Source organism: Sphingomonas sp. dw_22, assembly GCF_018449795.1.
Classification (GTDB): Bacteria; Pseudomonadota; Alphaproteobacteria; order Sphingomonadales; family Sphingomonadaceae; genus Sphingomonas.
The window spans coordinates 1-22,557 of record NZ_JAAVVE010000035.1; the positions used below are offsets into that span (position 1 = coordinate 1).

The 22,557-nt window shown below is 67.8% G+C and carries 30 protein-coding genes and 1 pseudogene; 8 read left to right on the forward strand and 23 right to left on the reverse strand.

Going from position 1 to position 22,557, the window contains the following annotated elements; translation table 11 throughout:
- Together HB724_RS14630 and HB724_RS14635 are read right to left on the reverse strand one after the other, a co-directional pair.
- Positions 1-470, reverse strand: a pseudogene (locus HB724_RS14630) (hypothetical protein); the annotation flags it as partial.
- A 13-nt stretch (positions 471-483) separates the two neighbouring features.
- Positions 484-1,518: a flagellar motor switch protein FliG gene (locus tag HB724_RS14635; RefSeq protein WP_213981681.1), complete on the reverse strand. Its 1,035-nt coding sequence runs from the start codon at positions 1,516-1,518 to the stop codon at positions 484-486.
- 128 nt (positions 1,519-1,646) lie between these two features.
- Between HB724_RS14635 and HB724_RS14640 the strand changes: the two genes are divergently transcribed.
- The 3 genes from HB724_RS14640 to HB724_RS14650 all read left to right on the forward strand — a co-directional run bounded on the left by HB724_RS14640 (position 1,647) and on the right by HB724_RS14650 (position 5,622).
- A complete protein-coding gene (locus HB724_RS14640) occupies positions 1,647-4,391 on the forward strand; it encodes a hypothetical protein (protein ID WP_213981682.1) in 2,745 nt (914 codons plus the stop codon).
- Positions 4,392-4,394: 3 nt separating this feature from the next.
- The gene (locus HB724_RS14645; protein WP_213981683.1) at positions 4,395-4,808 is read left to right on the forward strand and encodes a flagellar basal body protein; all 414 of its coding nucleotides are present in this window, start codon (positions 4,395-4,397) and stop codon (positions 4,806-4,808) included.
- Positions 4,809-5,010: 202 nt separating this feature from the next.
- Positions 5,011-5,622, forward strand: a complete 612-nt coding sequence (locus HB724_RS14650; protein ID WP_213981684.1) for a hypothetical protein — start codon at positions 5,011-5,013, stop codon at positions 5,620-5,622.
- Positions 5,623-5,672: 50 nt separating this feature from the next.
- Here HB724_RS14650 and HB724_RS14655 read toward each other — a convergent pair whose 3' ends face one another.
- From HB724_RS14655 to HB724_RS14665, 3 genes are read right to left on the reverse strand one after another with little or no spacing between them, the layout of a single operon-like run.
- On the reverse strand, positions 5,673-6,098 hold the full coding sequence (locus HB724_RS14655) for a flagellar protein FlgN (protein WP_213981685.1): 426 nt from the start codon (positions 6,096-6,098) through the stop codon (positions 5,673-5,675).
- The gene (locus HB724_RS14660) at positions 6,098-6,397 is read right to left on the reverse strand and encodes a rod-binding protein (protein ID WP_213981686.1); all 300 of its coding nucleotides are present in this window, start codon (positions 6,395-6,397) and stop codon (positions 6,098-6,100) included. Before HB724_RS14660 ends, HB724_RS14655 begins: the two co-directional genes overlap by 1 nt.
- Positions 6,397-7,500: a flagellar basal body P-ring protein FlgI gene (locus HB724_RS14665; protein ID WP_213981687.1), complete on the reverse strand. Its 1,104-nt coding sequence runs from the start codon at positions 7,498-7,500 to the stop codon at positions 6,397-6,399. The genes HB724_RS14660 and HB724_RS14665 overlap by 1 nt, the downstream gene beginning before the upstream one ends.
- Positions 7,501-7,583: 83 nt before the next feature.
- Between HB724_RS14665 and HB724_RS14670 the strand changes: the two genes are divergently transcribed.
- Positions 7,584-8,003, forward strand: a complete 420-nt coding sequence (locus HB724_RS14670; protein ID WP_346344736.1) for a flagellar assembly protein FliX — start codon at positions 7,584-7,586, stop codon at positions 8,001-8,003.
- Positions 8,004-8,088: 85 nt separating this feature from the next.
- A complete protein-coding gene (locus HB724_RS14675; RefSeq protein WP_213981688.1) occupies positions 8,089-8,265 on the forward strand; it encodes a hypothetical protein in 177 nt (58 codons plus the stop codon).
- Positions 8,266-8,317: 52 nt separating this feature from the next.
- Here HB724_RS14675 and flhB read toward each other — a convergent pair whose 3' ends face one another.
- The 5 genes from flhB to flgC are packed head-to-tail and all read right to left on the reverse strand — an operon-like array spanning position 8,318 to position 11,150.
- Positions 8,318-9,388, reverse strand: coding sequence for a flagellar biosynthesis protein FlhB (flhB, locus tag HB724_RS14680; RefSeq protein ID WP_213981689.1), 1,071 nt, complete (start codon positions 9,386-9,388; stop codon positions 8,318-8,320).
- Positions 9,388-10,146 carry a flagellar biosynthetic protein FliR gene (gene fliR, locus HB724_RS14685; protein WP_213981690.1) on the reverse strand — a complete coding sequence of 253 codons (759 nt, stop codon included), beginning with the start codon at positions 10,144-10,146 and terminating at the stop codon, positions 9,388-9,390. Before fliR ends, flhB begins: the two co-directional genes overlap by 1 nt.
- Entirely contained in the window at positions 10,143-10,406 is a 264-nt protein-coding gene (locus HB724_RS14690) for a flagellar biosynthetic protein FliQ (RefSeq protein WP_213981691.1), read from the reverse strand. The genes fliR and HB724_RS14690 overlap by 4 nt, the downstream gene beginning before the upstream one ends.
- A gap of 15 nt (positions 10,407-10,421) precedes the next feature.
- Entirely contained in the window at positions 10,422-10,730 is a 309-nt protein-coding gene (locus HB724_RS14695; protein WP_213981692.1) for a flagellar hook-basal body complex protein FliE, read from the reverse strand.
- 12 nt (positions 10,731-10,742) lie between these two features.
- Entirely contained in the window at positions 10,743-11,150 is a 408-nt protein-coding gene (gene flgC, locus HB724_RS14700) for a flagellar basal body rod protein FlgC (protein ID WP_213981693.1), read from the reverse strand.
- A gap of 119 nt (positions 11,151-11,269) precedes the next feature.
- Between flgC and HB724_RS14705 the strand changes: the two genes are divergently transcribed.
- The 3 genes from HB724_RS14705 to fliP are packed head-to-tail and all read left to right on the forward strand — an operon-like array spanning position 11,270 to position 12,796.
- Positions 11,270-11,506 (forward strand): FliM/FliN family flagellar motor switch protein, encoded by a 237-nt coding sequence (locus HB724_RS14705; RefSeq protein ID WP_213981694.1) that lies wholly within the window; start codon positions 11,270-11,272, stop codon positions 11,504-11,506.
- On the forward strand, positions 11,506-12,069 hold the full coding sequence (locus HB724_RS14710; protein WP_213981695.1) for a flagellar biosynthetic protein FliO: 564 nt from the start codon (positions 11,506-11,508) through the stop codon (positions 12,067-12,069). The genes HB724_RS14705 and HB724_RS14710 overlap by 1 nt, the downstream gene beginning before the upstream one ends.
- The gene (gene fliP / locus HB724_RS14715) at positions 12,062-12,796 is read left to right on the forward strand and encodes a flagellar type III secretion system pore protein FliP (RefSeq protein WP_213981696.1); all 735 of its coding nucleotides are present in this window, start codon (positions 12,062-12,064) and stop codon (positions 12,794-12,796) included. Before HB724_RS14710 ends, fliP begins: the two co-directional genes overlap by 8 nt.
- 292 nt (positions 12,797-13,088) lie before the next feature.
- Here fliP and HB724_RS14720 read toward each other — a convergent pair whose 3' ends face one another.
- From HB724_RS14720 to motA, 13 genes are all read right to left on the reverse strand, one after another.
- Positions 13,089-13,715, reverse strand: coding sequence for a PilZ domain-containing protein (locus tag HB724_RS14720; RefSeq protein ID WP_213981697.1), 627 nt, complete (start codon positions 13,713-13,715; stop codon positions 13,089-13,091).
- A 100-nt stretch (positions 13,716-13,815) separates the two neighbouring features.
- Positions 13,816-14,253 (reverse strand): hypothetical protein, encoded by a 438-nt coding sequence (locus HB724_RS14725; protein WP_213981698.1) that lies wholly within the window; start codon positions 14,251-14,253, stop codon positions 13,816-13,818.
- Between the two features lie 13 nt (positions 14,254-14,266).
- A complete protein-coding gene (locus HB724_RS14730; RefSeq protein ID WP_213981699.1) occupies positions 14,267-15,112 on the reverse strand; it encodes a flagellar motor protein MotB in 846 nt (281 codons plus the stop codon).
- Between the two features lie 2 nt (positions 15,113-15,114).
- A complete protein-coding gene (locus HB724_RS14735; RefSeq protein ID WP_213981700.1) occupies positions 15,115-15,450 on the reverse strand; it encodes a hypothetical protein in 336 nt (111 codons plus the stop codon).
- On the reverse strand, positions 15,450-15,974 hold the full coding sequence (locus HB724_RS14740; RefSeq protein WP_213981701.1) for a chemotaxis protein CheD: 525 nt from the start codon (positions 15,972-15,974) through the stop codon (positions 15,450-15,452). The genes HB724_RS14735 and HB724_RS14740 overlap by 1 nt, the downstream gene beginning before the upstream one ends.
- Positions 15,974-16,363: a response regulator gene (locus tag HB724_RS14745; RefSeq protein ID WP_213981702.1), complete on the reverse strand. Its 390-nt coding sequence runs from the start codon at positions 16,361-16,363 to the stop codon at positions 15,974-15,976. Before HB724_RS14745 ends, HB724_RS14740 begins: the two co-directional genes overlap by 1 nt.
- Entirely contained in the window at positions 16,363-17,403 is a 1,041-nt protein-coding gene (locus HB724_RS14750; RefSeq protein ID WP_213981703.1) for a chemotaxis response regulator protein-glutamate methylesterase, read from the reverse strand. Before HB724_RS14750 ends, HB724_RS14745 begins: the two co-directional genes overlap by 1 nt.
- Entirely contained in the window at positions 17,400-18,284 is an 885-nt protein-coding gene (locus HB724_RS14755; RefSeq protein WP_346344737.1) for a protein-glutamate O-methyltransferase CheR, read from the reverse strand. The genes HB724_RS14750 and HB724_RS14755 overlap by 4 nt, the downstream gene beginning before the upstream one ends.
- On the reverse strand, positions 18,281-18,778 hold the full coding sequence (locus tag HB724_RS14760; RefSeq protein ID WP_213981704.1) for a chemotaxis protein CheW: 498 nt from the start codon (positions 18,776-18,778) through the stop codon (positions 18,281-18,283). Before HB724_RS14760 ends, HB724_RS14755 begins: the two co-directional genes overlap by 4 nt.
- Positions 18,775-20,976 (reverse strand): chemotaxis protein CheA, encoded by a 2,202-nt coding sequence (locus HB724_RS14765; RefSeq protein ID WP_213981705.1) that lies wholly within the window; start codon positions 20,974-20,976, stop codon positions 18,775-18,777. Before HB724_RS14765 ends, HB724_RS14760 begins: the two co-directional genes overlap by 4 nt.
- Entirely contained in the window at positions 20,973-21,338 is a 366-nt protein-coding gene (locus HB724_RS14770; protein WP_213981706.1) for a response regulator, read from the reverse strand. The genes HB724_RS14765 and HB724_RS14770 overlap by 4 nt, the downstream gene beginning before the upstream one ends.
- Positions 21,335-21,661, reverse strand: coding sequence for an STAS domain-containing protein (locus HB724_RS14775; protein WP_213981707.1), 327 nt, complete (start codon positions 21,659-21,661; stop codon positions 21,335-21,337). Before HB724_RS14775 ends, HB724_RS14770 begins: the two co-directional genes overlap by 4 nt.
- A complete protein-coding gene (gene motA, locus HB724_RS14780; RefSeq protein WP_213981708.1) occupies positions 21,636-22,520 on the reverse strand; it encodes a flagellar motor stator protein MotA in 885 nt (294 codons plus the stop codon). The genes HB724_RS14775 and motA overlap by 26 nt, the downstream gene beginning before the upstream one ends.
- Positions 22,521-22,557 lie beyond the last annotated feature (37 nt).

The window sequence follows — 22,557 nt, forward strand, 5'->3', positions numbered from 1 at the left end:
CAAGCCCGGCCTTCCCCTGCTTTCCGTTCCGCCCCCGCGCGCCCCTCCGCCGGGAGCCCCCCCGCGCGGCCTAACCCCCCCCCCCCCCCCCCCCCCCCCCGCTGCCCCCCCCCCGGGGGGCGGGGGGGGGGGGCGCGGGGGCCGGGGGCGGGCGGGGGCGGGGGCGCGGGCGACGCACGGGGGCATTGGGTGAAATGCGCGTCGATCACTTCGATCCCGGCATGGAGCGCATCGACCGCGCTCAGCAGCGCGACCTCGCGCTCGGCGCGCGCCTGGGCCAGCCCGGCCTCGAAGCCGTTGGCGCGGGCGAGCGAGAGCGCGGCGGCCTGCTCGGACTTGAGCAGCGCGATCTCGGCCCGGAGATTGGCGATTTCCAGTTCGAGATCGCCGGTGTTCACGGTGGGATCGGACGCATGCAGCGCGAAGATCCGATCGAAGGCGAAGCGCTGGACGGAAGAATGCACGCTCATCTGGCCATGTCCTTTAGATAATCATCGCGTCGTCGCTCTTCGGATCGACGAGCAGGATTTCGCCGCGATCGGCGAGTTCCTTGGCGAGCCGGACGAGCACCGACTGGGCTTCCTCGCAATCGCGGGCGCGAACCGGGCCCATCGCGGCCATGTCCTCGCGCATCAGCTTGGCCGCGCGCTCGGTCATCGCGTTGAAGAACAGTTGCTTGAGCTGATCCGGCGCGCCCTTCAGCGCCAGCGCCATCTCGCGCTTGTCGGCATTGCGGACGATCGTCGCGATCGCCGGCGGCAGCAGGTTCGCCAGATCCTCGAAGGTGAACATCAGCTGGCGGATGCGATCGGCGCTTTCGGGCGCGCGCGTGTCCAGCGCGGTGAGCATCGCTTCCTCGGTCGAGCGATCGAGCGAGTTGAACAGCTCGGCCATCGCCTCGTGCGGATCGCGCTTCTGCGAGCGCGACAGGTTGGTCATGAACTCGTTCTTGAGCGTCTGCTCGACCTGGTTGATGACGTCCTTCTGCACCGTCTCCATCCGCAGCATGCGCATGACGACATCGACCGAGAAGTCGCGCGGCAGCTCCGCGATGACGCGGGCCGCGTGATCGGGGCGCACCTTGGACAGGATCACCGCCACGGTCTGCGGATATTCGTGCTTGAGCGCGCCGGCGAGCACGGTCTCGCTGACATTGGAGAGCTTGTCCCACATCGTGCGGCCGGAGGGGCCGCGGATGTCTTCCATGATCTCCTTGACCTTGTCGTCCGGCAGGATGCCGAACAGCAGGCGTTCGGTGGTCTCGTAGCTGCCGTGCAGGCTGGCCATGCTGGCGACTTCGCTGGTGAACTGGACCAGCAGATGCTCGACCACCGCGGAGGGGATGCGGCCCAGCCCGGCGATCGTCGAGGAAAGCTCCTTGATCTCGTCGGTGGAAAGCTGTTCCCAGATCGGGGCGCCATGATCCTTGCCCAGGGCCAGCATCAGGGCCGCGGCGCGCTGGGCGCCGGTGAAGCGCTTCAGTTCGGGCGGTTCGGCAATCGGCGCCATCAAGCTCATGAGTTCCCCTGCGGAAAAATGCACCTGCGCGTACGTGCGAGAGCGCAATCCTTTCTATTATAGGATCATGAAGGAGCGCGGGGGATCGTCCGGTGGTTAATTTATCTGGTAGTCTGATAGGGTTGAGCATGCTGACGGGAACGGACTCGTTCTCCGCGTTCGCGCCGATCACCTATGAGAGCAAGGCCGTGCGCACCGCCAAGGCGGCGTTCACGCTCGATCCGACGACGCCGCCCTGGAAGGATCCGGACGCGACCGATATCCCGCTCTCGACCCAGGTCTCGTCGATCACCGCGATGAAGACGATCATCGACAAGGCCGGCCTGACCTCGGACACGCTGACCAACGACGTCCAGACCTCGTTCACCGCCTACAAGGCGCTCGACCGGCTCCGCGCGCTGGCCGAGGCGGCGACTGCGACCACGGCTTCGGCGGCGCAGCGCACCGCGCTCCAGAAGACCTTCGCGAAGGGGCTGGCCGATCTCCAGACCTATCTGGCCGGCGCGCCCACCGATCAGCTCAGCATAGCCTTCGGCAAGCCCTCCACCACCGTGAAGAGCGCGCCGATCACCTCGGCCAATCTCTACGAGGTGCAGGGCGACGGCCTGGTCACGAACCGCGCGGACCCGCTGCCGGACCTGACCGGCCAGGAGAAATTCTCGCTCTCGCTCACCCGGCCGGGATCGACCGAGAACCTGACGGTCGACCTGTCGCAAGGGCCGCAGCCGCCGACGATCGATTCGGTCGTCAACGCGCTGAACGCCGCGATCACGACCACGCCCGCGCTCGACGCCGACGGCAATCCGCGGCTCAACAGCAAGGGCGAGGTCGTCTCGAAATGGTCGCTGCGCTTCGTCGCGGAGAAGCAGGACGACAAATGGGCGATCAAGCTCGAATCCCCGGACGGGCTCGAGCAGGTCACGATGGACCAGATCGGCGCGAAGGACGCGCTGGTGGTCGCCACCGGCCAGACGCCGCTCGACGCGCCGACCTCGACCCAGGTCTTCCGCTTCGACGATCCCGCCGGCGACAATACGCGCACGGCGATGGGCACGATCGCCGCGCTCGATCGCCAGGCGACCGACCAGGCGGTGATGGCCGGCCGGACCACGACGACCACCAGCGTCAAGACCAATTTCGACGGCACCAAGACGACCGAGAAGACGACCACCAGCAACGTCTATGCGAACACCGACGCCGCCGCCGTGGCGACCGACGCGCAGGGCAATAGCTATGTCGTCGGCACCACCAAGGGCGATCTGGGCGCCAATCGCTCGGACGGCGACGACAATCTGTTCCTCACCAAGCTCGACGGCGACGGCAATGTCGTGTGGCAGCGCAGCCTGGGCGCCGCGGGATCCTCGACCGGCGCGGCGGTGAGCATCGGCGCCGACGGCAGCGTCGTCGTGGCCGGCACGGTCAACGGCGCGTTCGACGGGACGACTTCGGACGGCGACATGGTCGTCGCCAAATATGCCGCCAATGGCGACGAGAAATTCTCGACCGTCGTCCACTCGGTCGGCGCCGATACCGCCAAGGCGGTGGCGATCGGCGCGGACGGATCGGTGTTCGTCGGCGGCAAGGTACGCGGCGGCACGGAGGGCGACGTCGGCGACGCCTTCGTCGCGCGGATCGATCCGACCGGCAAGCTCGCCGAGCGGCGCACGATCGCCAGCGCGGGCAGCGATACGATCAACGGGCTGGCGGTGGACGGCGACGGCAATGTGCTGGCGCTGGTCTCGCAGGACGGCGTGGCGCAGGTGCGCAAGCTCCAGGGCTCGTCGCTGGCGACCGAGCTGGGCAGCATCGATCTGGGCACCGCCGACGCGCGCGCCATCGCGGTCGCGGCGGACGGCACGATCGCGGTGGGCGGCGCCGCCAGCGCGGCGCTGAACGGCACCCAGGTCAACGGCATCAGCGGCGGCCGCGACGGCTTCGTCGCGCGGATCGATTCCGGCATGACCGGCGCCAGCGTCACCTATCTCGGCTCGTCCGAGGACGATCAGGTCGACAGCATCGCCTTCATGGGCAACGACCTTTATGCCGGCGGCCGCACCACCGGCGATATGGGCGCGGCGCGCAAGGGGCCGACCGACGGCTTCGTCTCGCGCATCGATGCGGCGACGGGCGCGATCCAGAGCACCAGCCAGTTCGGCCAGCCGCTGCTGCGCACCGAGCCGGTGCGGATCGCCGCCGATGTGGGCGGTGCGAGCGCGGTTTCGGCGCTCGGCTTCGGCCGCGGCACGATCAATCCCCAGCCTTCGGACAAGGTGACCACCCAGACCGCGCTGCGCGAGGGCGACAGCTTCTCGTTCAAGGCCGATGACGGCGCGGTCCGCAAGATCACGATCGAAGCCGACGATACGATGCAGACGATCGCCAAGCGCCTGCAGGGCATGCTCGGCGCGTCGAAGGCGACGGTGACCGCGCCCACGGTCAACGGCCAGCAGACGCTGTCGATCGTGATGAAGCCGGACCATGACCTGCAATTGCTGTCCGGACCGGCCGGCAGCGACGCGCTCTTCAAGCTCGGCATGGAGCCGCAGCGCATCGCCGCCGATGCGCCGGTTCCGGCTTCGGCACCCAAGGTGCGCCCCGGCGGCACCTTCGGCCTGGACCTGAACGAGGCGTTCAACATCTCCACGCTGGACGATGCCAAGGTCGTGCTCGCCAAGATCAACGATGCGATCTCGATGACGCAGACGGCCTATCGCTCGCTCTATTGGGACGACACCAAGGCATCGATGGTCGACGGCGTGAAGAACACCGCGACCGGCAAGCAATCCACTGCGATCGAGAAGGCGCAGCTCGCCAATTACCAGGCGGCGCTGAGCCGGCTCATGAGCGCTCCCACCGGCATCATCGGACTATGAATCATGCGTGACGTTCCTCCTCTCATGGCCGGGATCGAGACCCGGATGCGCAACCTCTCCGATCGCCAGAACGTGCTCGCGCAGAACATCGCGAACAGCGAGACGCCGGGCTACAAGGCGCGCGACGTGTCCGAGCCGAGCTTCGCCGGGCTGGTGAGCAGCGGCGGGATCGCGGTGGTGAAGCCGCAGGTGCGGCTCACCGAGCGGATGAAGGGCCTGGGCGCGATCCAGCCTGCGGGCGCCGGCGTGGTGCTCGACAAGGACGTCACCGAGACCAAGCCCGACGGCAACAACGTGACGCTCGAAGACCAGTTGCTCAAGATGGGCCAGGTCCAGGCCGATTTCTCGGCGATGACCAATCTCTATCGCAAGCAGATCTCGATGATGAAGACCGCGCTGGGCAAGGGCGGGAACTGAGCCCGCAAGGCCTTTCTTCTCCTTAATTCTTCTTCCCCGGCGAAGGCCGGGGCCCAGTTGCAGCGCATTTGAAAAGGCGCCCAGGCGCCGCTTCGACCACATCGAAACTGGGCCCCGGCCTTCGCCGGGGAAGAAGAAAGGTCGATCCGTTCGGCAAGATCGCGCTCGCCTACCGGCCGTTCCGCCGTCTATCAGCCCCGCAATGGACGGGGCAGGGGACATCGCGCATCCGATCGGCGGTTCGGCCATCGCCGATCCGGGCATGGCCGCCGCGCTGCTCTCGGGGCGGAAGACGCAGATGCGGGTGCTGCGCACCAGCCCCCTGGCCGGGGCGGCGCCGGGCGATCGCATCGGGCTGCGCGAAGCCTGCATCGCCGGGCGGTATGAGGCGGGGCAGATCTATTCGACCTCGCTCGCAAAGGCCGGGATGGTCATCTTTCCCGACGGTTGGCGGCAGCATCGTGACGGCAGCGGCGAACGCGGGCGGCCGCCCACGGATCCCGATCACAAATGGATCACCGCGATGCGCATGCCGGAATGGGCCTCGCGCGCCACGCTCGTCGTCGAATGGACGCGGACGGAGCGGCTGCAACGGATCACGCGCGCGGACGTCCGGGCGGAGGGGGCGAGGCCGCTCCTCGGCGGGCTGCTGTGGCGCTGGCCCCGGCCGATCCCTGGATTCCACGCGCGCGCCCGGCTGGCCTTCGCGCGATACTGGGACATCCGCCACAGCACCCCGGGCGAGCGCTGGCGGGACGATCCCGAGGTCGTGGTGCTGGGCTTCCGCGTGGAGCGGCGGGTGAGCGGTCTATAAATCCCTGCCGTCACCCCGGCCGAAGTGCCGGGGGTGACGAAGAAGCGTCCCTACAGCCGTGCGTTGATCGAGATCGGCGCCGACGTATCCATGCCCGCCATGCCGCCGCAGGCGCCATAGGAGATGCTGCGGCTGCCGGTGAGGCGCTGGGCCTCGGCAGCGATCGCGGCCATCATATCGGCCGAAAGCTCGATCTGGCGCGACAGGATCTGGGCGTTGACCTCCGATGCGTCGCGGAGATGCCGGCTGGCCTCGGCGAGCTGCTCGCGCGCGTCCTCGTCCACGCCATCGAGCCAGTCGTCGGGATGTTCGCGCTTCATCCGCGCGACCTCGGCCTCGAGCCGGCCGGCGAGACGCAGCTTGGCGCCGGCGATCTCGCCCAGCTCGGGCAGATAGGGCGAGCGCGTGAGCTTCTCGCTCTCCTCTTCCATCAGCGTGGCGAGCGATACCATGGCGTCGATGAGGTGCTCGGTCATTATTGTCCCTGCTGAAGTTTGATGATCTGATCGAGTACGGCCGGCGCCAGGCCGATGCCGCCGCGCTTGGCCATTTCGGTGCCAAGCTTTTCCGAGAGGATGCCGCGGAACATCTCCTCGCCGGCGCCGCCGTTGAACTCGCCTTCCTGCTCGACGCTTTCCATCATCATCTGCGTCATCTGGCCCAGGAAAACGGCCTCGAAGCTCTGCGCGGTCTCCGCGTTCTTCGGATCGACCTTGGGCAGCGGCCGGGCGGGCGTCGCCGCGGTGGCGGGCGAGAGGGGAGGGATGTCCTGCATCATTGCACCTCGATTTCGGCCTGGAGCGCGCCGGCGCTCTTCACGGCCTGCAGGATGGTAATCAGGTCGCGCGGGGAGACGCCCAGCGTGTTGAGCCCGCTGACGAGCGACTGGAGCGACGCGCCGTTGACCATCGCCAGATGCGCGCCGTTGCCGTCGTCGACCTGGACCTGGGTGCGCGGCACCACGGTCGTCTGGCCGTTGGAGAGCGGGCCGGGCTGGGAGACCTGCGGCGTCTCGGTGACGCTGATCGTCAGGCCGCCCTGGGCGATGGCGACGGGCGTGATCCGCACCTCGCTGTTCATCACCACCGTGCCCGAGGCTTCGTTGATGACGACGCGGGCCGGCTGATCGACCTTGATCTCCAGCTCGCCGACCTGGGTGACGAGATCGATCACGCCGCCCTTGAAGGCGCCCGCCGGGGCGACCTCGACCGTGGCGGGATCGAGCACCTGGGCGGTGCCGGGGAAGTTCCTGTTGATCGCGACCGCGATCCGGTCGGCGGTGGCGAAATCGGGGTTCTTGAGCGCGAGCTTGAGGCTGGTCGCCGAGCGCAGCGCATAGGGCACCTCGCGCTCGATGATCGCGCCGCCGGCGATCCGGGCGGAGGTGGTGACGCCGCGGCTCACGCTGGCGGCGGCGCCCTGGCCCCGGAAGCCCGAGACCGCGACATTGCCCTGCGCGACGGCATAGATCTCGCCGTCGAGCGCGCGCAGCGACGAAGCGATCAGCGTGCCGCCCTGGAGGCTGGTGGCGTCGCCCAGCGCGGCGACCTGGACGTCGACCCGCGAGCCCGAACGGGCGAAGGGCGGCATCGTCGCGGTGATCGAGACGGCGGCGACATTCTGGGTGCGCATCTCGGTGCCGCGGATGTTGATGCCCATCCGCTCGAGCATCGACTGCATCGATTCCTCGGTGAAGGGCGTGTTGCGGATGCGATCACCGGTGCCGGCAAGGCCGACGACGAGACCATAGCCGACGAGCTGGTTCTCGCGGACATTCTCGACATCGACGATGTCCTTGATCCGGGTCTGCGCGCGCCCCTGCGGCGCTGCCGCGAGGGTGAGGAGGAAGACCAGGACCGAAACGGCCAGACGCTGCATAAACCCTCGGGACAAGTGGAAAATTTCCGCTATATCTCTTATAGGATAGTCAGAACCATATCGGTCCAAGGGGATTGCATTTCGTGCGTATCGACAGCCTGACCCCGATGCTGGCACGCAGCCTGTTGGCGGCGCTGCCGAAGGTCGTCGCGTCAGGTTTCCCGCGGATCGGCCAGGAGCCGAACGCCGAGCCCCTGCCGCATGTGAGCGGACCTGCCGCGATTCCCATGCCTTCGGTCGAGATGCTGGTCACGCTCGCCGCGGCCGATCCCGGCATCGAGCGGCGGCGCAGGCTGGCGCAGGATGCCGATCGCGGCCTCGACGCGCTCGACCGGCTGCACAAGGAGCTGGTGGCCGGCGTCGCCAGCCCGGCCCGGCTGCAGGAAATCGTCGAATGGTCGCAGAGCCTGGAGACGCCGGACGATCCGGTGCTCGCGGGTCTGCTCTCGGAGATCGACCTGCGCGTGCGCGTCGAGCTGGCGAAGCACGAGATGCTGGCCTGATCGCCGGTTTCTGACCGAGATCAAGGCGCGCGCCCGCCCCGGAGCCAGGATGCGGTCCATGGCCCCGGACGCGGAGGAGCGCGCCATGTCCCACAGCGAAGATCGCGACTATTTCCTGTTTCGTGCCCGGCGCGAGCGCGTGATCGCCGACATCGCCCGCGATGGGATGATCGCGGGAGTGCATCTGCGGCTGGCCGAGGAATATGAGCGCCGCGCCGCCGCCTGCGCGCTTCCGGTGCGGGGGCGGTTGACGCTCGTTTAGAAGGGCCGACGTTCGGGGTGACGACGGGTTCGGCTCTGCAGCGTGGACCCGCTTAGCGCCGCCCCCTGGCGATCCTGAGCACGTAGCTGATGACTTCCGCCACCGCCGCATAATGCTCGACCGGGATCGGATGGTCGATTTCGGCGCTGGCATAGAGCGCGCGGGCGAGGGGACGGTTCTCGACCAGGGGGATGTTGTGCTCGGCCGCGATCTCGCGGATGCGCAGCGCGACGGCGTCGACCCCCTTCGCCACCACCACCGGCGCCGCCATGGCGCCATGATCGTACTGGAGCGCGATGGCATAGTGCGTCGGGTTGGTGATGACGACGCTGGCCTTGGGCACGTTCTGCATCATCCGGCTTCTGGCACGCTGCATCTGGAGCTGACGGATCTTGCCCTTGATCTTGGGGTCGCCTTCGCTCTGCCGGTATTCGTCCTTCACTTCCTGAAGGCTCATCCGCATCCGCTTCATGAAGGCGCGGCGCTGCCAGACGAAATCGAACAGCGCGAGCGCGCCCACCAGCATCGCGATCGGCTGGAGCATCGCGCGGACGATGTCGCTGGCGGCCGCGCCCATCGAGACGAGATCCGCGCCGACCAGGCGATCGATCGTCGCGGCATGCGGCCAGGCGATGGCGGCGGCGATGCCCGCGACGAGGCAGAGCTTGGCGAACGTCTTCAGGAACTCCATCAGCGAGCGCTTGCCGAACATCCTGCCGGCGCCGCTGACCGGATTGAGCTTCGACCATTTCGGCGCGACGCGGCTCCATGAGAGCATCGGCCGGCCCTGGAGCACGCCGCCCAGGATCGCGAAGCCGAACAGGGCGGCCAGGATCGGGAGCAGCGCGCTGCCGACCGCGGCGAGCAGCCCGGTGGTGAAATTCTGCGCGCCGTCGGGCGTCATGCGGAAATCGTCGGCGCTGCCCCATAGCCGGACGAACAGGCTGCCCATCCGCTGGACGGTATAGGCGCCCAGGCCCCCCATCACCACGAGCATCGCGACGAACATCGCGGCATGGCGCATCTCGGGCGCCATCGGAACGTCGCCCTTGGCGCGGGCGTCCGACAGTTTCTTGTCTGTCGGTTCCTGTGTCTTGTCTTCCTGATCGCCGCCTTCGGCCATCACCAGCCCCCTTGCATCGCGTCGCCCATCGCCTGGGTGAAGACGGTGAGCATGGTGCCGATCGTGGTGGCGGTGAGCGCGAGGCCGAGCAGCAGGTTGAGCGGCTGGGCGATGAAGAAGACCTGGATCGCCGGGGCGACGCGCGCGGCGAGGCCCAGCGCGACGTTGAAGACGATGCCGTAGACCAGCAGCGGGGCGGCGAGGCTGATGCCGAGCATCATCGATCGGCTGGTGGCCTCCACCGCGAGCTGCGCGAAATCGTGCATCGGCGGCAGGCCGCCGATCGGGAAGGTCTGGTAGCTATGGACGATCGCGCCGATCCACAGGTGATGGACCTGCATCCCCATGCACATCAAGGCCGCGGCGAGCCCGACGAACTTGGAGAGCATGGGCGCGGTGCCGCTCTGCGCGGGATCGAAGATCACGGCCGAGGACAGGCCGACCTGCGTGCTGACGATCGATCCCGCCATCGAGATCGAGAAGAACAGGATCTTGACGATCATGCCCATGGCGAGCCCGGTCATCAGCTCGGCGATCAGCACCGCGGGCAGCACCGCCCCGGCCTCGACCGCCGCGCGGGCGGGCGCGCCGATCAGGCCATAGAGCGCCGCCGACATGGCGAAGGCGATCATCAGCCGGATGCGGCCGGGAATGGCGTCCTCGCCGAACACCGGCAGCAGCATCAGCACGCTGCCGACCCGGGCGAAGATGATGAAGAAGGCGGAGACCTGAAGCGTCAGGTCAGGGGGGAGGGTCATCCGTGTATGATCATGTCGCTGATCTTGCCCATGAATCCGCTCAGCGCCTGGCCCATGGTGGGCAGCATCACCAGGAACACCAGCCCCATCGCGACCAGCTTGGGCACGAAGGTGAGGGTGGATTCCTGGATCTGCGTCAGCGCCTGGAGCAGGCCGATGACCGTGCCGACGATCAGCGACGTCAGCAGCAGCGGCCCCACCACGGTAAGTATCAGCAGCAGCGCCGCCTGGGCGAGATCGATGACCTGGGACGGAGACATGGCCGCGCGTGCCGATCAGATCTGCATGCGCATGATATCGGTATAGGCGCTGACGACGCGGTCGCGCACGGCGACCATCGTGTCGAGCGCGGTCTCGGCGGCGCCGATCGCGGTGACCACGTCGATCAGGTCGCCCTTGCCGGCGACCTGCTGCGCCGAGGCGTGCTCGGCGGTGCGCATCTGATCGGCGGTGCCGGTAACGAGATCCTCGACCATCGCGCCGAAGCCCGAACCCTCGGTCTTGGCGGTCGGCTTGGACAGGGCGCTGCCAAGCCCTGCGACCTTGCCATAGGCCGAGGTCGCATCAAGTGCTCCGATAGACATTGCGGTATCCCCTTATTTCAGCAGGTCGATGGTGCGCATCGTCAGGCTCTTGGCGGCCTCGATGGCGTTGAGATTGGCTTCGTAGCTGCGCTGCGCGGCCTTCATGTCGGCGCTCTCGATGAGGCCGTTGACATTGGGCTTGAGCACATAGCCGTCGCGGTCCGCCGCCGGATGGCCGGGCTGGTAGACGCGCGTGAAGTCCGATTTGTCGGTCTGGATCGAATTGAGCTTGACCCCCGTGGCGCCGGTGGCGCGATCGACGGCAGCCGTGAAGCTGGCGACGCGGCGCCGATAGGGCGTGCCGCCGGGCGTGTTCGCCACCGAATCCTGGTTGGCCAGGTTTTCGGCGATCACCCGCATGCGCAGCGACTGGGCGCGAAGCCCCGAGGCGGAGACGCCGAGCGATTCCTTCAAATCCATGCCTATTGCCTTTCGAGCAGGGCCACAGCGGCCGACCTCCTCATTGTAGGCAAATTTTGCCGCATCGAGCGGCTGGGGCGGAAAAAAGGTTCCTATAAGTCATCCTGAAAGGGAGACGCATGTCCGTACTCGAAGGTATTATGATCGACCTGTCGATCGTGCTGGGATCGGCCGAAGTGCCGATCCGGCAGATCCTGCAGATGAGCCGCGGCGCGATGATCCCGCTCGATTGCGGGCAGGACGATCCCAGCCTCGTCTATGTGAATGGCGAACTGGTCGCGAAGGGCCGCATCCTTGTCGACGACGAGCGCATGTCGCTCGAAATCTCCGAACTCATAAAGAAGCAGCGCCACTGATGGATATCCTGTCGATGCTGCGCACCATCGGTGCGCTGGGTCTTGTTCTGGGCATGCTCGGCAGCGCGCTGTGGATCGTGCGCCGCTATGACGTGAAGCTGCCCGGCCGCATTTCGAGCACCGGGCGCAAGCGCGTCGAGCTGGTCGAGCGGCTGGCGGTGGACGGCAAGCGCTCGGTCGCGCTGATCCGCCGCGACGGCTGCGAGCATCTGATCCTGATCGGCCCCGAGGGCCATGCGACGATCGAGACCGGCATCGTCGCGCCGCTCCCGCCCGAACCGGCCATGGCGCAGCCGGTGGCGGCGCTGCCGACGATCGAGGCCGATCTCGCCGTGCTCAAATCGACGGTCAGCTCCAGTTTCGGCAAGCTGGTCGACAAGGCGGGCATCGCCCGGGAGGGCGTCACCCGGCTGGTCGACAAGTCCAATGTCGGCAAGCTCATCGAGATGCAGCGGCTGCGCGCGCGCAAGCCCGTCACGGCCCAGCCCTCCAAGCGCACCCGCCGTCCGCGCGACACTGCCCGCTGGAACCGCGCGGCCGTGCGCGAGGCGCTCGATGCGTAAATTGCTGGCGGCCTCGGCCGCCCTGATCCTGGCGCCGATCGCGGCGCATGCGCAGGCGGCGCACGGGACGACCATCACGCTCGGCGGCGACGGGGCGATGTCCGCCCGGGCCATCCAGCTCGTGCTGATGCTGACGGTGCTCAGCCTCGCGCCGGGGCTGCTGATGACCGTCACCAGCTTCACGCGGATGGTGGTGGCGCTGTCGCTGCTGCGCACCGGCATCGGCTCGCCCGGCGTGCCGCCCAACCCGGTCATCATCAGCCTGGCGCTGTTCCTGTCCTTCTTCGTCATGGCGCCGACCTTCGAGAAGGCATGGAAGGACGGGGTGGACCCCTATACCGCCGGCAAGATCACCGAGGTTCAGGCGTTCGAGCGCACGTCCGAGCCCTTCCGCCAGTTCATGCTGGGCCAGGTGCGCGACAGCGACCTGAAGCTGTTCGCCGATTTGGCTGGCAAGCAGATCCCGAGCCGCGCCGAGACGCCGCTGGGCACGCTGGCGCCGGCCTTCATGATCTCCGAGCTGCGCCGCGCGTTCGAGATCGGCTTCCTGCTGCTGCTGCCGTTCCTGGTCATCGACCTGGCGGTGTCGGCGGTGCTGATGGCGATGGGCATGATGATGCTGCCGCCGCCCACGATCGCGTTGCCGATGAAGATCATCTTCTTCGTGCTGGTCGACGGCTGGGCGCTGGTGGCGGGCTCGCTGGTGAAGAGCTTCGCCACCGGGTGAAGCCGGGGCTTCCTTTGTAGGAGATGCGCGGCCATGCTCGGCAAGTCCGGTTCCGGCCGGGCACGCTCTTTCTCATCGGTCCATACGCATAAGCGTGCATCCATAATGTGCCGCCCGTGCAGGAGCTTGCCCGCGATTGCGTCCAGGCCGGCGTCAACTTCGGCATGGCAAACGTCCGCCGATGCCCCGGCGAATCGCGCGAAACCCTAAGGGCGGCGAGGCCTTGTTCCGCAAATACCGCGATCGCCCGGCGTGAACTTCGCCAACTTCGGCGTTCGTTCCGTATCGCCGGCTAGACCTGCTGGCCGACGCCGAGCCCGAGCAGGGCGGTGAGCTCGTGATAGGGGACCATGTCCATGAAGGCGAGGCCGGCGGTCTGGTCCTTGCTCCAGCGCACGGTGCAGCGGCGGGGCTGGAGGCCGGGGATCGTCAGCGTGACCGAGGGTTCCAGCTCGCGCTGCTCGCCGAGCGAGACGCGGGCGCCGCTCTGCGAGATGTTCTCCACCGTCACTTCGATCGGGTGGCCGTCGTTCACCAGGCGGGCGACGAGCTTCACCGCGAAGCGCGGCGCGCGGGGCGCGACGACGCGCGCGGCGGTGGCGCCCCTGGCGACGGCGAGCACCTGGTCGACATCGATCAGCTCGGCGAACTGGACGCCGGCGCGGCCGGTGCTGCTCCAGGCGACCGTGCCCTGGAGGCGCTGGCCGCAGCGCAGCTCCACCGCCACCCAATTGCCATAGCCGAGCGGGCGCTGCGTCTCGATGAGCATGCCGGAGGCCGAAAGATTGCGGAGGCGGCAGGGCTGTTCGTCCGTGCCGTCGCACAGGAGCTTGCCGACAAGGAGGGTGGTAACCGTGCGGGGTGCGCGTTCGGCCCACTCGACGCCCTGGGCGGCAAAGTCGGTCTTGGCGGCTTCCATCACTGATCTCCCGGGGAGCCAGCGGGAACGCCGCCCCAATATTTCATTATAGCGGCGCGGCGAGCGGGCGTTCCCGCTCCCGTATTGTTACGGAGGCATGTCATGCCGGTGACGCGGCCGTGATGGCCACCTTGCGCACGATCGGCGCGCCGAACGCCTCCTGCGACGATTGCAGCACGACTTTCCGGAAGATCTCCAGATCGGGCAGGATCCCGTCGGGGCCGGCGGCCATCGGCGTGCGATAGGTGCGCATGTTGATTGCGTGGAGCAGCAGCGGCAGCCGGTCCTTGACGAACTCGGCCTTGTCCTCGGGCACTTCGAGCTGGACGTCGAACTGGACATAGCCGGCCAGGTGCCCATCGGCGAAGACGAGCGGCGCCAGGATCTTGTCGGTCGGCACGAAGGCGGACCTGGTGTCCTCGTCCGAGGCCGTCTCGCCATGGCCGGGGCCGAGCACGAGCATCGTCGCGAAGGCCGCGCCGCCGCCCAGGCCGAGCCCGGCGAGGAGGACGATCAGCAGGAACAGGATCTTCTTCATCGGCCTGCTCCCGCTAGAATTTGAAACTGGAATCGCTGGGCAGGGCCGAAGCCTCGCCCTTCAGGATGATCGAGATGCGGCGGTTCTCCGGGCGATCGGGCTGGTCGGGATAGACCGGCTTGGTCGCGCCCATCGCGACCACTTCGGCAAAGCGATCGGGCGTGACGCCAGAGGCGACCAGCGCCGATCGGGCCGCCAGCGCGCGCTGGCCGGAGAGCAGCCAGTTGGCGTCGCTCTGGCTGCCGCCGGCGCCGTCGGTATGGCCCTCGATCGCGATCTGCGCGCCGGTGTTGGCGATCCGGCCGGCGACGCGGGCGAGCATCGCGCGGGCATAGGGGTTGAGCTCGGCGGTGCCGGTGCGGAACATCGATTGCTGATCGCTGTCCATCAGCGTGATGCGGACGCCGCTGCGCTCGACCTGGATGTCGACGTTCTTCTTGTTCTGCGGCATCGCGTCCAGCGCGACCTTCAGCTCGGCGGCGGCGACGCGCATCGTCGCGGGCACGTCCGCGGAGCCGCCGCGCATCGCGCCGGCGGTCGCCACCGGCATCGCCGGCGGCGCGCTGGGGGTGGCGGGATCGGTCTCCGAGCGGCGGGTCGATCCGCCCGCGCCGGGGGAGGTGTTGGAGATCGGCGTCGCCGGCGCGCTGTCCGCCACGGAGGGCGAGAAATATTGCGCCAGCCCCTTCAGCCGCTGCTTGTCCGGATTGGAGATCAGCCAGAGCAGCATGAAGAACGCCATCATCGCGGTCACGAAATCGGCATAGGCGACCTTCCACGCGCCGCCATGATGGCCGCGCGTGATCTTCTTGACCCGTTTGACGATGATCGGACGCGCGTTCTTGGCGGAGGAAGCCATCGTCAAACTCCTCGCAGGGCGTTGCGCAGGCGATCCTGCACCGCGCCCAGGCGGACATGGCCGATCGCGGACAGCGAATCCTCGCCGCCGGCGATCCGCTCGAGCAGGATCACGCATTCGTCGGCATGCTGGATCAGATAGTCGAAGGTCTGGAGCTGCTCGAGATAGGCGGCGGCGAAATGCTCGTCGCTGACCAGCACCGCCGCCAGCGCCTCCAGCTTGTCGCGCATCTCGCGGATCTCGCCCGCCATTACGGCATGGAGCACGCCCGAATAGGGATCATAGCCCGGCGAAGGCTGCGTATCCTGATCGGGCGAGGAAACGGGCAGGCACGACATCAGAACAGCTCCAGTTCGCCGACATGGACGGGCAGGGTGATGGGCGCGGGTGGGGCCTCGGACACGCGATCGGAGACCCGGGTGCAGCGGCTGCGGCCCTCGTGCGGCAGGAACTCGATCTTGCGCGCCGACGTGCCGCCCAGGTCGCAATGGCCGATGGCGATGCCCTCGGTCTCCATGAAGCGCCGCGCGAAGGCGGCGTTGGAGGCGCCGATCGAGCCCAGGCCCGAGATGATCGTGGCGCCGCCATAGAGATGCGCCTGGAGCCGCGAGCGCACCGCGCCCACGGCCATCATCCCGTTGATGAGCAGCTCCATCGCATGGACGCCGTAGCGCGCCATGTCGCCCGGCGCGACGCGGTGGTCCGCGCCGGGCTCGCCAAGCAGGAAATGGTTCATGCCGCCGACCTTGGCGACGGGATCGTAGAGGCATGCCGCCACGCAGCTGCCGAGCAGCGTCGAGACGATCACATGGGGCTCGGACACCACCGCATTTTCACCCTGGACGATGGAGATCCGGCGCATCAGGTGAGCTCGCCGAAGACTCGTTCGATCTTCTCCTTCAGCGCGGCCGGCGCGAAGGGTTTCACGACATAGTTGTTGACGCCCAGCGCGGCCGCCTTCTGCACGATCTCCTTGTCGGCGGAGCCGGTCAGCATGATGAAGACGGTCTTGCCGATGACGGCGTCATTGCGCACCGCCTCCAGGAACTGGAGGCCGTCCATATCGGGCATGTTGTAGTCGGAGATGATGAGGTGGACGCGATCCGCCTTGACCGCGGCCAGCGCCTCGATCGCGCTCGGCTTGTCGCGCACGTCTTTGAATCCCAGATCCTGCAACGCGCGGCGGATCATCGCGCGCATGCTGGTCTGGTCGTCGACCACCATCACCTTGATCTGCGCAGCAGCAGGCATCAGACGCTCCCAACCTTACTCGTTTCGCGGCATGCCTTGAGGATCGCCTCCGGCATGGCCGCCAACCCAACTTCCTTTTCCACCGCGCCCAGCTCTCCGGCCGCGCGCGGCATTCCCCAGACGACGCAGGTGTCGCGGCTCTGCCCCAGCGTGCGTGCGCCCGCCTGGCGCATCGCCAGCAGCCCCTGCGCGCCGTCGGCGCCCATGCCGGTCAGGATCGCCCCGACCGCCGCGGACCCGAGCTGCGCCACCGAGTGGAACAGCACGTCGACCGAGGGACGATGCCCGCCCACGGGATCGCCGCGGAGCAGCCGGATGCGTCCATTGACTCCCCCGGCCAGCTCCATGTGCGTCTCGCCCCCAGGTGCAATATAGACGGTTCCCGGCGTCACCTGGGCTCCATCGCTCGCTTCGATAACCTTAACGCGGCATTCACCATCAAGTCGCTGCGCGAAGCTGCGCGTGAAGCTGGCCGGCATGTGCTGGACGATCAGCACCGGCGGGCAATCCGCGGGCAGGGAGGGCAGGATCGAGAACAGCGCCTCGACCCCGCCGGTGGACGATCCGATCGCGATCAGCCGGCCCGCGCCGCCGCCGGCGACGCTGGGCTGGTCGGGGAGGCGCTGCGGCCCCGCGCGGGCGATCGAGCGGGCTGCCGTCTTCACCTTTTCGCACAGCAGCGCGGCGTCGCGCTCGATGTCCTCGGGCGTGCCGCTGGGCTTGGTGACATAGTCGACCGCGCCGAGGCGCAGCGCCTCGATCGTCACCTCGGCGCCGCGCGCGGTGAGCGTCGAGCACATCACCACCGGCATCGGGCGCAGGCGCATGATGCGTTCGAGGAAGGAGAGGCCATCCATCCCCGGCATCTCGACGTCGAGCGTCAGCACGTCGGGGTTCAGCGTCTTGATCATGTCGCGCGCGGCGAAGGGCTCGGGCGCCATGCCGACGACTTCGATATCGGGATCGGCGGAGAGCATGCGCTTCAGCGTCGCGCGCATCGAGGCGCTGTCGTCCACGATGAGCGTGCGGACCGGTTTCATCGGTGACTCTCCGGTTTCTGGTAGATGGTGTGCCCGCATGATTGCATGCGCTGCGCGGCGGGGCCGATCAGCCGCTCGGAATGGCCGATATAGAGATGGCTGCCCGGCGCGAGCTGGTCGACGAAGCGCTGTTCCAGCTCCTCCTTCGCGGGATCGCCGAAATAGATCATCACGTTGCGGCAGAAGATCACGTCATAGGCGGCCTTGAGCGGCCAGGGCTCGAACAGGTTGAGCACCTTCGCCGTCACCAGTTCGCGCGCCTCGTCCGCCATCACCATGCCGCCGGGCGCGGGACGCATCCACAGGCTGCGATAGGGCTCGGGCACGCCCTGCACCGCGCCCTCGGCATAGAAGCCGCGGCGCACCGATTCGACGACGTGCGGCGCGATGTCGGTCGCCAGCAGGCGGACGTCGGCATGGCGCAGCCAGCTTGCCGAGGCCCGGTCGGCACCCAGCAGGCACATCGCGATCGTATAGACTTCCTCGCCGGACGAGCAGCCCGCCGACCAGATCCGGACCGGGCCTTGTTTGCGCTGGAGCGCGGGCAGCACGGTCATGCGGAAATGATCGAAATGATGCGGCTCGCGGAAGAAATGCGTGTGGTTGGTGGTGAGCGCCACCACCATCGCGCTGCGCTCCTCGGCGTCGCTGTGCACCAGCGCGACATAGTCGCTGAACCGGACCAGGCCATGCTCGCGCAGCCGGCGCGCGAGGCGCGATTGGACCAAGGTGGTCTTGGCTTCGCTCAGCGCGATGCGCGCATCCTCGTGCATGATCTGGGCGATGGCGGCGAAATCGCGGGGCGTGAGCTCCGCATTGTGCGCCGTCATTGCCGTCGTCGCGCCGCCGGCGAGCGCCGCGGCGCCCCCGGCGGGGCTCACGCCGCGATATCCAGATGCTTGGTGAGGCTCAGCGCGTCGAGATCGAGCAGCAGCACCATCACGCCCTTGTCGTCGCGCGTGCCGTCCTTGGCGCGCGTCGGGATGCGCACCAGGCCGGCGATCATGGTCTCTTCGATCGTCTCGACTTCGGGCGCGGGCTGGATCTCGGCCTCGCCGATGCCGACGATGTCGTTGACCTCATCGACCAGGAAGCCCGCCTGCTTGCCGGCGATATTGACCACCAGGATGCACGAGCGCGAATGCAGCACGCTCGGCTCCCAGCCCAGCCGCTCGGCCAGGCCGACGACGGGGATCACGTTGCCGCGCAGATTGGTCACGCCCTTGACGAAGCTCGGCACGTTGGGGAGCGGGGTCGGCTCGTCCCATTCGCGGATCTCGATGAGCGCGCGCATGTCGATCCCGAAAATCTGCTTGCCCAGCGAGAAGGTGACGATCTTGCGGTCCGAAGCGGTATCGGTGGTGGCGGTGCTCATGCTGCGAGTCCTTTGGGGGTGTAGCGGGAGGGCAAGGCGACCAGCGCCTCGATATCGAGGATGAGGGCGATCGAGCCGTCGCCCAGGATGGTGGCGCCGCCCAGCCCGCGGATCGGATGCAGATTCTGGTCGAGGCTCTTGATGACCACTTCGCGGCGGTCGTCGATCGTATCGACGACCAGGCCGACATTGCCCGCGGTCTCGCTCTCGACGATGACCACCAGCGAATCCTCGATGGGGCGATCGTCGTTGAGGCCGAAGATCTCGGTCGCGCGCTTCACCGGCACATATTGGCCGCGCATGTCGATCACCTCGGTATCGGGCGAGGTGCGCTTGACCTGGCCGGGCTCGGGCTGGACCGTCTCCAGCACATGGCTGAGCGGCAACACGAAGCGCTGGCCGGCGAGGCGGACGATCATCCCGTCGAGGATGGCAAGGGTAAGCGGCAGGATCATCGTGAAGGTCGTTCCTTCGCCGGGGACCGAGTGGATCTCGACGCGGCCGCCCAGCGCCTCGACGTTCGCGCGCACCACGTCCATGCCGACGCCGCGGCCCGAGATGTTCGAGATCTTCTCCGCGGTGGAGAAGCCCGGCGCGCAGATGAGCTGGTCGATCTCTTCGTTGGTGAGGTGCGCGTCGGCGGGGATGATGCCCTTCTCGATCGCCTTGGCGCGGACGCGCTCGCGGTTGATGCCGCGGCCGTCGTCGGAGACGCGGACGAAGATCCGCGCGCCCTTCTGCTCGGCGGAGAGGCGGATCGTGCCGGCGGGATCCTTGCCCGCCGCGATCCGCTCCTCGGCGCTTTCCAGGCCGTGATCGGCGGCGTTGCGGATCATATGGGTCAGCGGATCGCCGATCTTCTCGATCACGCCCTTGTCGACTTCGGTGGTCTCGCCATGGGTTTCCAGGTTGATCGTCTTGCCGGTCTCGGCCGAGAGATCGCGCAGCATGCGCGGCACCCGGCTGAACGCCTGGCGGATCGGCTGCGCGCGCAGCGACATGACGTTGTCCTGGATCTGCCGGGTGAGGCGGGCCAGCTCGGGCAGCTCGACGCGGGTGCGATCGGCCGGCGAGAGGCGATCGGCCAGGATCGAGTTGCGGATGACGAGCTCGCCGACCAGGTTGAGCAGCAGATCGAGCTTGCCGAGATCGACGCGGATCGTCTGCGCGGCCTCGTTCATCGGCTTGGGCGCGGGCGCGGCCGGTTCGGCGGGGGCAGGGGCCGGGGCTGCGATGGCGGCGATCGCAGCCGCGACCTCCGGCATGTCGGTGGCAAGATCCTCCAGCATGACGGTGACCGGCTCGAACGGGATATCCTCCTCGATCGTCGCCGTCACGGGCACGAATTCCGGCTCGGCCTCGATGGCCGGCGTCTCGATGCGCGTGATCTCCACGACCGAATCCGGCGCGACGAAATCGAAGCAATCGGCGATGTCGCCTTCGGAGACCTCGCCCGGCATGTTCAATACCCAGGTGAGATAGGCATCCTCGGGATCGAGATCGCGCAGCGGCGGCACGCCCGAGATGTCGATGGATTCGATCGTGGCGCCCAGGCCTTCGAGCTCGCGGATGATGAGCAGCGGCTCGCCGGCATTGGCCAGCGCGGCGCGCGAGGGCTTGAAGCGGATCGTCCAGCCACCGGCAGTTTCGGCCGGCGCGGCGGTTTCCGCCGGCGCGTCGAAATCGTCGAGCGAGACGAGCACGGGCTTGAAGCCGAACTCGTCCTCGTCCTCGACGGCCATCGGCGCGGGGGCCGGGGTCTCCGCAACCGCCACCGGAGCGGCGGGAGCGGCACCGTCGGAATCGGCGACGCCCTTGTTGGCCAGCACGGCCTCCAGTGCGTCCAGCACGACCTGGTCGGCCGGGCGCGGGGCCTGACCCTTGGCGGCGGCGACATGATCGGCGAGCACGTCGAACGCGCCCAGCATCACCTTGATGACGCCGGGGGTGGGGACGATCTTGCCGCCGCGCACCTCGTCCAGGACATTCTCGAACTTGTGCGCGAAGGCTGTCAGATCGGCATGGCCGAACGCGCCTGCGCCGCCCTTGATCGAATGGACCGCGCGGAACACGCCGGCGATCGTCTCGGCCGAGACGTCGCCCGCCTGCATGGCCGACAAGCCCTCTTCCGCGGTCGTCAGGCCCTCGGTGCATTCTTCGAAGAAGATTGCCTGGATATCGTCGAAATCGTCGCTCATGGGCACACCCGGCGGATCGCCGCTCCCAGCTTGGTGGCTTCGAAGGGCTTGGTGATCCACCCCGTGGCGCCGGCCTCGCGGGCGCGGGCCTTCTTCTCGTCGGAGAATTCGGTGGAGAGCACCAGGATCGGCGTGCCCTTGAAGGCAGTCTCGGCGCGCACCGCCTCGATCAGCTCGAAGCCGTCCATCCGGGGCATGTTGATGTCGGTGATGAGCAGGTCCGGCTTGACCTCGTGCATGCGCTCCAGGCCGTGCTGGCCGTCGTTCGCGCTCTCGATGCGATAGCCCTGCGCGGTCAGCGATGCCTTCAGGAGCATTCGCATGCTCGCCGAATCGTCGACGGTGAGGATGAGCTTGGTCACAGGACGTCTCCGGTTTCGAGGCCGATCGCGGCCGCCAGGTGGCAGCGGTTCACGCGATCGGTGAAGGCAGGGCTGGGATTGACGATCCGAAATGCCTGGCCGGTGCTCTCCGCCTCGGCGCGCGCGGCGACGAGGAGCTGGAGCACGGCCTGGCCCACGCTCTCCACCTGCGAGGCATCGACTTCGATCTCGTCATCGAGATCGGCGGCGAGCACGAGGCGGACGCGCAGATCCTCGGCGGTGACGGTGGTGCCGTGCGCGGGAAGGCGCAGCGAACGATCGTCGCCGATCTCGGGATCAGGCAGTTGCAGGGGTGAGTCCATTCTTCGCCTCGTCGAGTGCATCTTCAAGTTGCTGGAAACTCGGCGCATAGGCCGAGGGCGTCATGCGGCGGGCGATCTCGATCGCGACCTGGACGGGCACATGCTGCGCATAGGCGACGACCGCGGTCTTCACGATGGAGAAGGGCTTGGCGTCCGCCTCGATCGTCTCGTGGAGCTTGGAGGCGAGCGGGCCGACCACGCAGTAGCTGAGCAGCACGCCCAGGAAGGTGCCGACCAGCGCGCCGCCGATCATCGCGCCCAGGATCTCGGTCGGCTGGTCGATCGAGCCCATGGTCTTGATGACGCCCAGCACCGCGGCGACGATGCCGATCGCGGGCAGGCCGTCGGCCATGATCTGAAGCGCGTGCTGCGGGCCGTCCTCTTCATGCTGGTAGCGTTCGATATCCGCTTCCATCGCGGTTTCGAGCTGGTGGGGATCCTCGAAATTGACCGTCATCATGCGCAGATAGTCGCACAGGAATTCGATCAGGTTCCGATCCGCCAGCAGCCGGGGATAGGGCTTGAAGAGATCGCTCTCCTCCGGCCGGTCGAGATGCGGCTCGAGCGCGGTGGCGCCGCTCTTTTTGAACGTGCTGAGCACGCCGTAGAGCATGGTCAGCAGATCCTGATAGTCGCTCGCCTTCCAGCGGCCGCCCTTGAAGGCGCGCGCGATGCCGGCGCCCGCCTTCTTGATCGTCGCGAAGGAATTGGAGACCAGGAACGCGCCGATCGCCGCGCCCAGGATGGCCAGCAGCTCGTGCGGCAGGGCATGCAGGATGATCTCCAGCTTGCCGCCCGAGATGATGAAGCTGCCAAAGACGCAGACGAGAACGAGGATGAAACCGACGCCGTTCAGCATGGCGATACCGCAGTCTTTCTCTGGTGTTTCCCAGAAT

Excerpts from the sequence above, each read along its gene's own strand:
- HB724_RS14655 (WP_213981685.1), bottom strand. The coding sequence starts at position 6,098 with ATGACCGAGCACCTCATCGACGCCATGGTATCGCTCGCCACGCTGATG.
- HB724_RS14635 (WP_213981681.1), bottom strand. The coding sequence starts at position 1,518 with ATGAGCTTGATGGCGCCGATTGCCGAACCGCCCGAACTGAAGCGCTTC.
- fliR (WP_213981690.1), bottom strand. The coding sequence starts at position 10,146 with ATGACCCTCCCCCCTGACCTGACGCTTCAGGTCTCCGCCTTCTTCATC.
- HB724_RS14705 (WP_213981694.1), top strand. The coding sequence starts at position 11,270 with ATGTCCGTACTCGAAGGTATTATGATCGACCTGTCGATCGTGCTGGGA.
- HB724_RS14695 (WP_213981692.1), bottom strand. The coding sequence starts at position 10,730 with ATGTCTATCGGAGCACTTGATGCGACCTCGGCCTATGGCAAGGTCGCA.
- HB724_RS14775 (WP_213981707.1), bottom strand. The coding sequence starts at position 21,661 with ATGGACTCACCCCTGCAACTGCCTGATCCCGAGATCGGCGACGATCGT.
- HB724_RS14720 (WP_213981697.1), bottom strand. The coding sequence starts at position 13,715 with ATGGAAGCCGCCAAGACCGACTTTGCCGCCCAGGGCGTCGAGTGGGCC.
- HB724_RS14730 (WP_213981699.1), bottom strand. The coding sequence starts at position 15,112 with ATGGCTTCCTCCGCCAAGAACGCGCGTCCGATCATCGTCAAACGGGTC.
- HB724_RS14740 (WP_213981701.1), bottom strand. The coding sequence starts at position 15,974 with ATGCGCCGGATCTCCATCGTCCAGGGTGAAAATGCGGTGGTGTCCGAG.
- HB724_RS14765 (WP_213981705.1), bottom strand. The coding sequence starts at position 20,976 with ATGAGCGACGATTTCGACGATATCCAGGCAATCTTCTTCGAAGAATGC.
- HB724_RS14665 (WP_213981687.1), bottom strand. The coding sequence starts at position 7,500 with ATGCAGCGTCTGGCCGTTTCGGTCCTGGTCTTCCTCCTCACCCTCGCG.
- HB724_RS14710 (WP_213981695.1), top strand. The coding sequence starts at position 11,506 with ATGGATATCCTGTCGATGCTGCGCACCATCGGTGCGCTGGGTCTTGTT.
- HB724_RS14650 (WP_213981684.1), top strand. The coding sequence starts at position 5,011 with ATGGACGGGGCAGGGGACATCGCGCATCCGATCGGCGGTTCGGCCATC.
- HB724_RS14745 (WP_213981702.1), bottom strand. The coding sequence starts at position 16,363 with ATGCCTGCTGCTGCGCAGATCAAGGTGATGGTGGTCGACGACCAGACC.
- motA (WP_213981708.1), bottom strand. The coding sequence starts at position 22,520 with ATGCTGAACGGCGTCGGTTTCATCCTCGTTCTCGTCTGCGTCTTTGGC.
- flgC (WP_213981693.1), bottom strand. The coding sequence starts at position 11,150 with ATGGATTTGAAGGAATCGCTCGGCGTCTCCGCCTCGGGGCTTCGCGCC.
- HB724_RS14725 (WP_213981698.1), bottom strand. The coding sequence starts at position 14,253 with ATGAAGAAGATCCTGTTCCTGCTGATCGTCCTCCTCGCCGGGCTCGGC.
- HB724_RS14750 (WP_213981703.1), bottom strand. The coding sequence starts at position 17,403 with ATGAAACCGGTCCGCACGCTCATCGTGGACGACAGCGCCTCGATGCGC.
- fliP (WP_213981696.1), top strand. The coding sequence starts at position 12,062 with ATGCGTAAATTGCTGGCGGCCTCGGCCGCCCTGATCCTGGCGCCGATC.
- HB724_RS14645 (WP_213981683.1), top strand. The coding sequence starts at position 4,395 with ATGCGTGACGTTCCTCCTCTCATGGCCGGGATCGAGACCCGGATGCGC.
- HB724_RS14640 (WP_213981682.1), top strand. The coding sequence starts at position 1,647 with ATGCTGACGGGAACGGACTCGTTCTCCGCGTTCGCGCCGATCACCTAT.
- HB724_RS14760 (WP_213981704.1), bottom strand. The coding sequence starts at position 18,778 with ATGAGCACCGCCACCACCGATACCGCTTCGGACCGCAAGATCGTCACC.
- HB724_RS14735 (WP_213981700.1), bottom strand. The coding sequence starts at position 15,450 with ATGTCGTGCCTGCCCGTTTCCTCGCCCGATCAGGATACGCAGCCTTCG.
- HB724_RS14690 (WP_213981691.1), bottom strand. The coding sequence starts at position 10,406 with ATGTCTCCGTCCCAGGTCATCGATCTCGCCCAGGCGGCGCTGCTGCTG.
- HB724_RS14675 (WP_213981688.1), top strand. The coding sequence starts at position 8,089 with ATGTCCCACAGCGAAGATCGCGACTATTTCCTGTTTCGTGCCCGGCGC.
- HB724_RS14660 (WP_213981686.1), bottom strand. The coding sequence starts at position 6,397 with ATGCAGGACATCCCTCCCCTCTCGCCCGCCACCGCGGCGACGCCCGCC.
- flhB (WP_213981689.1), bottom strand. The coding sequence starts at position 9,388 with ATGGCCGAAGGCGGCGATCAGGAAGACAAGACACAGGAACCGACAGAC.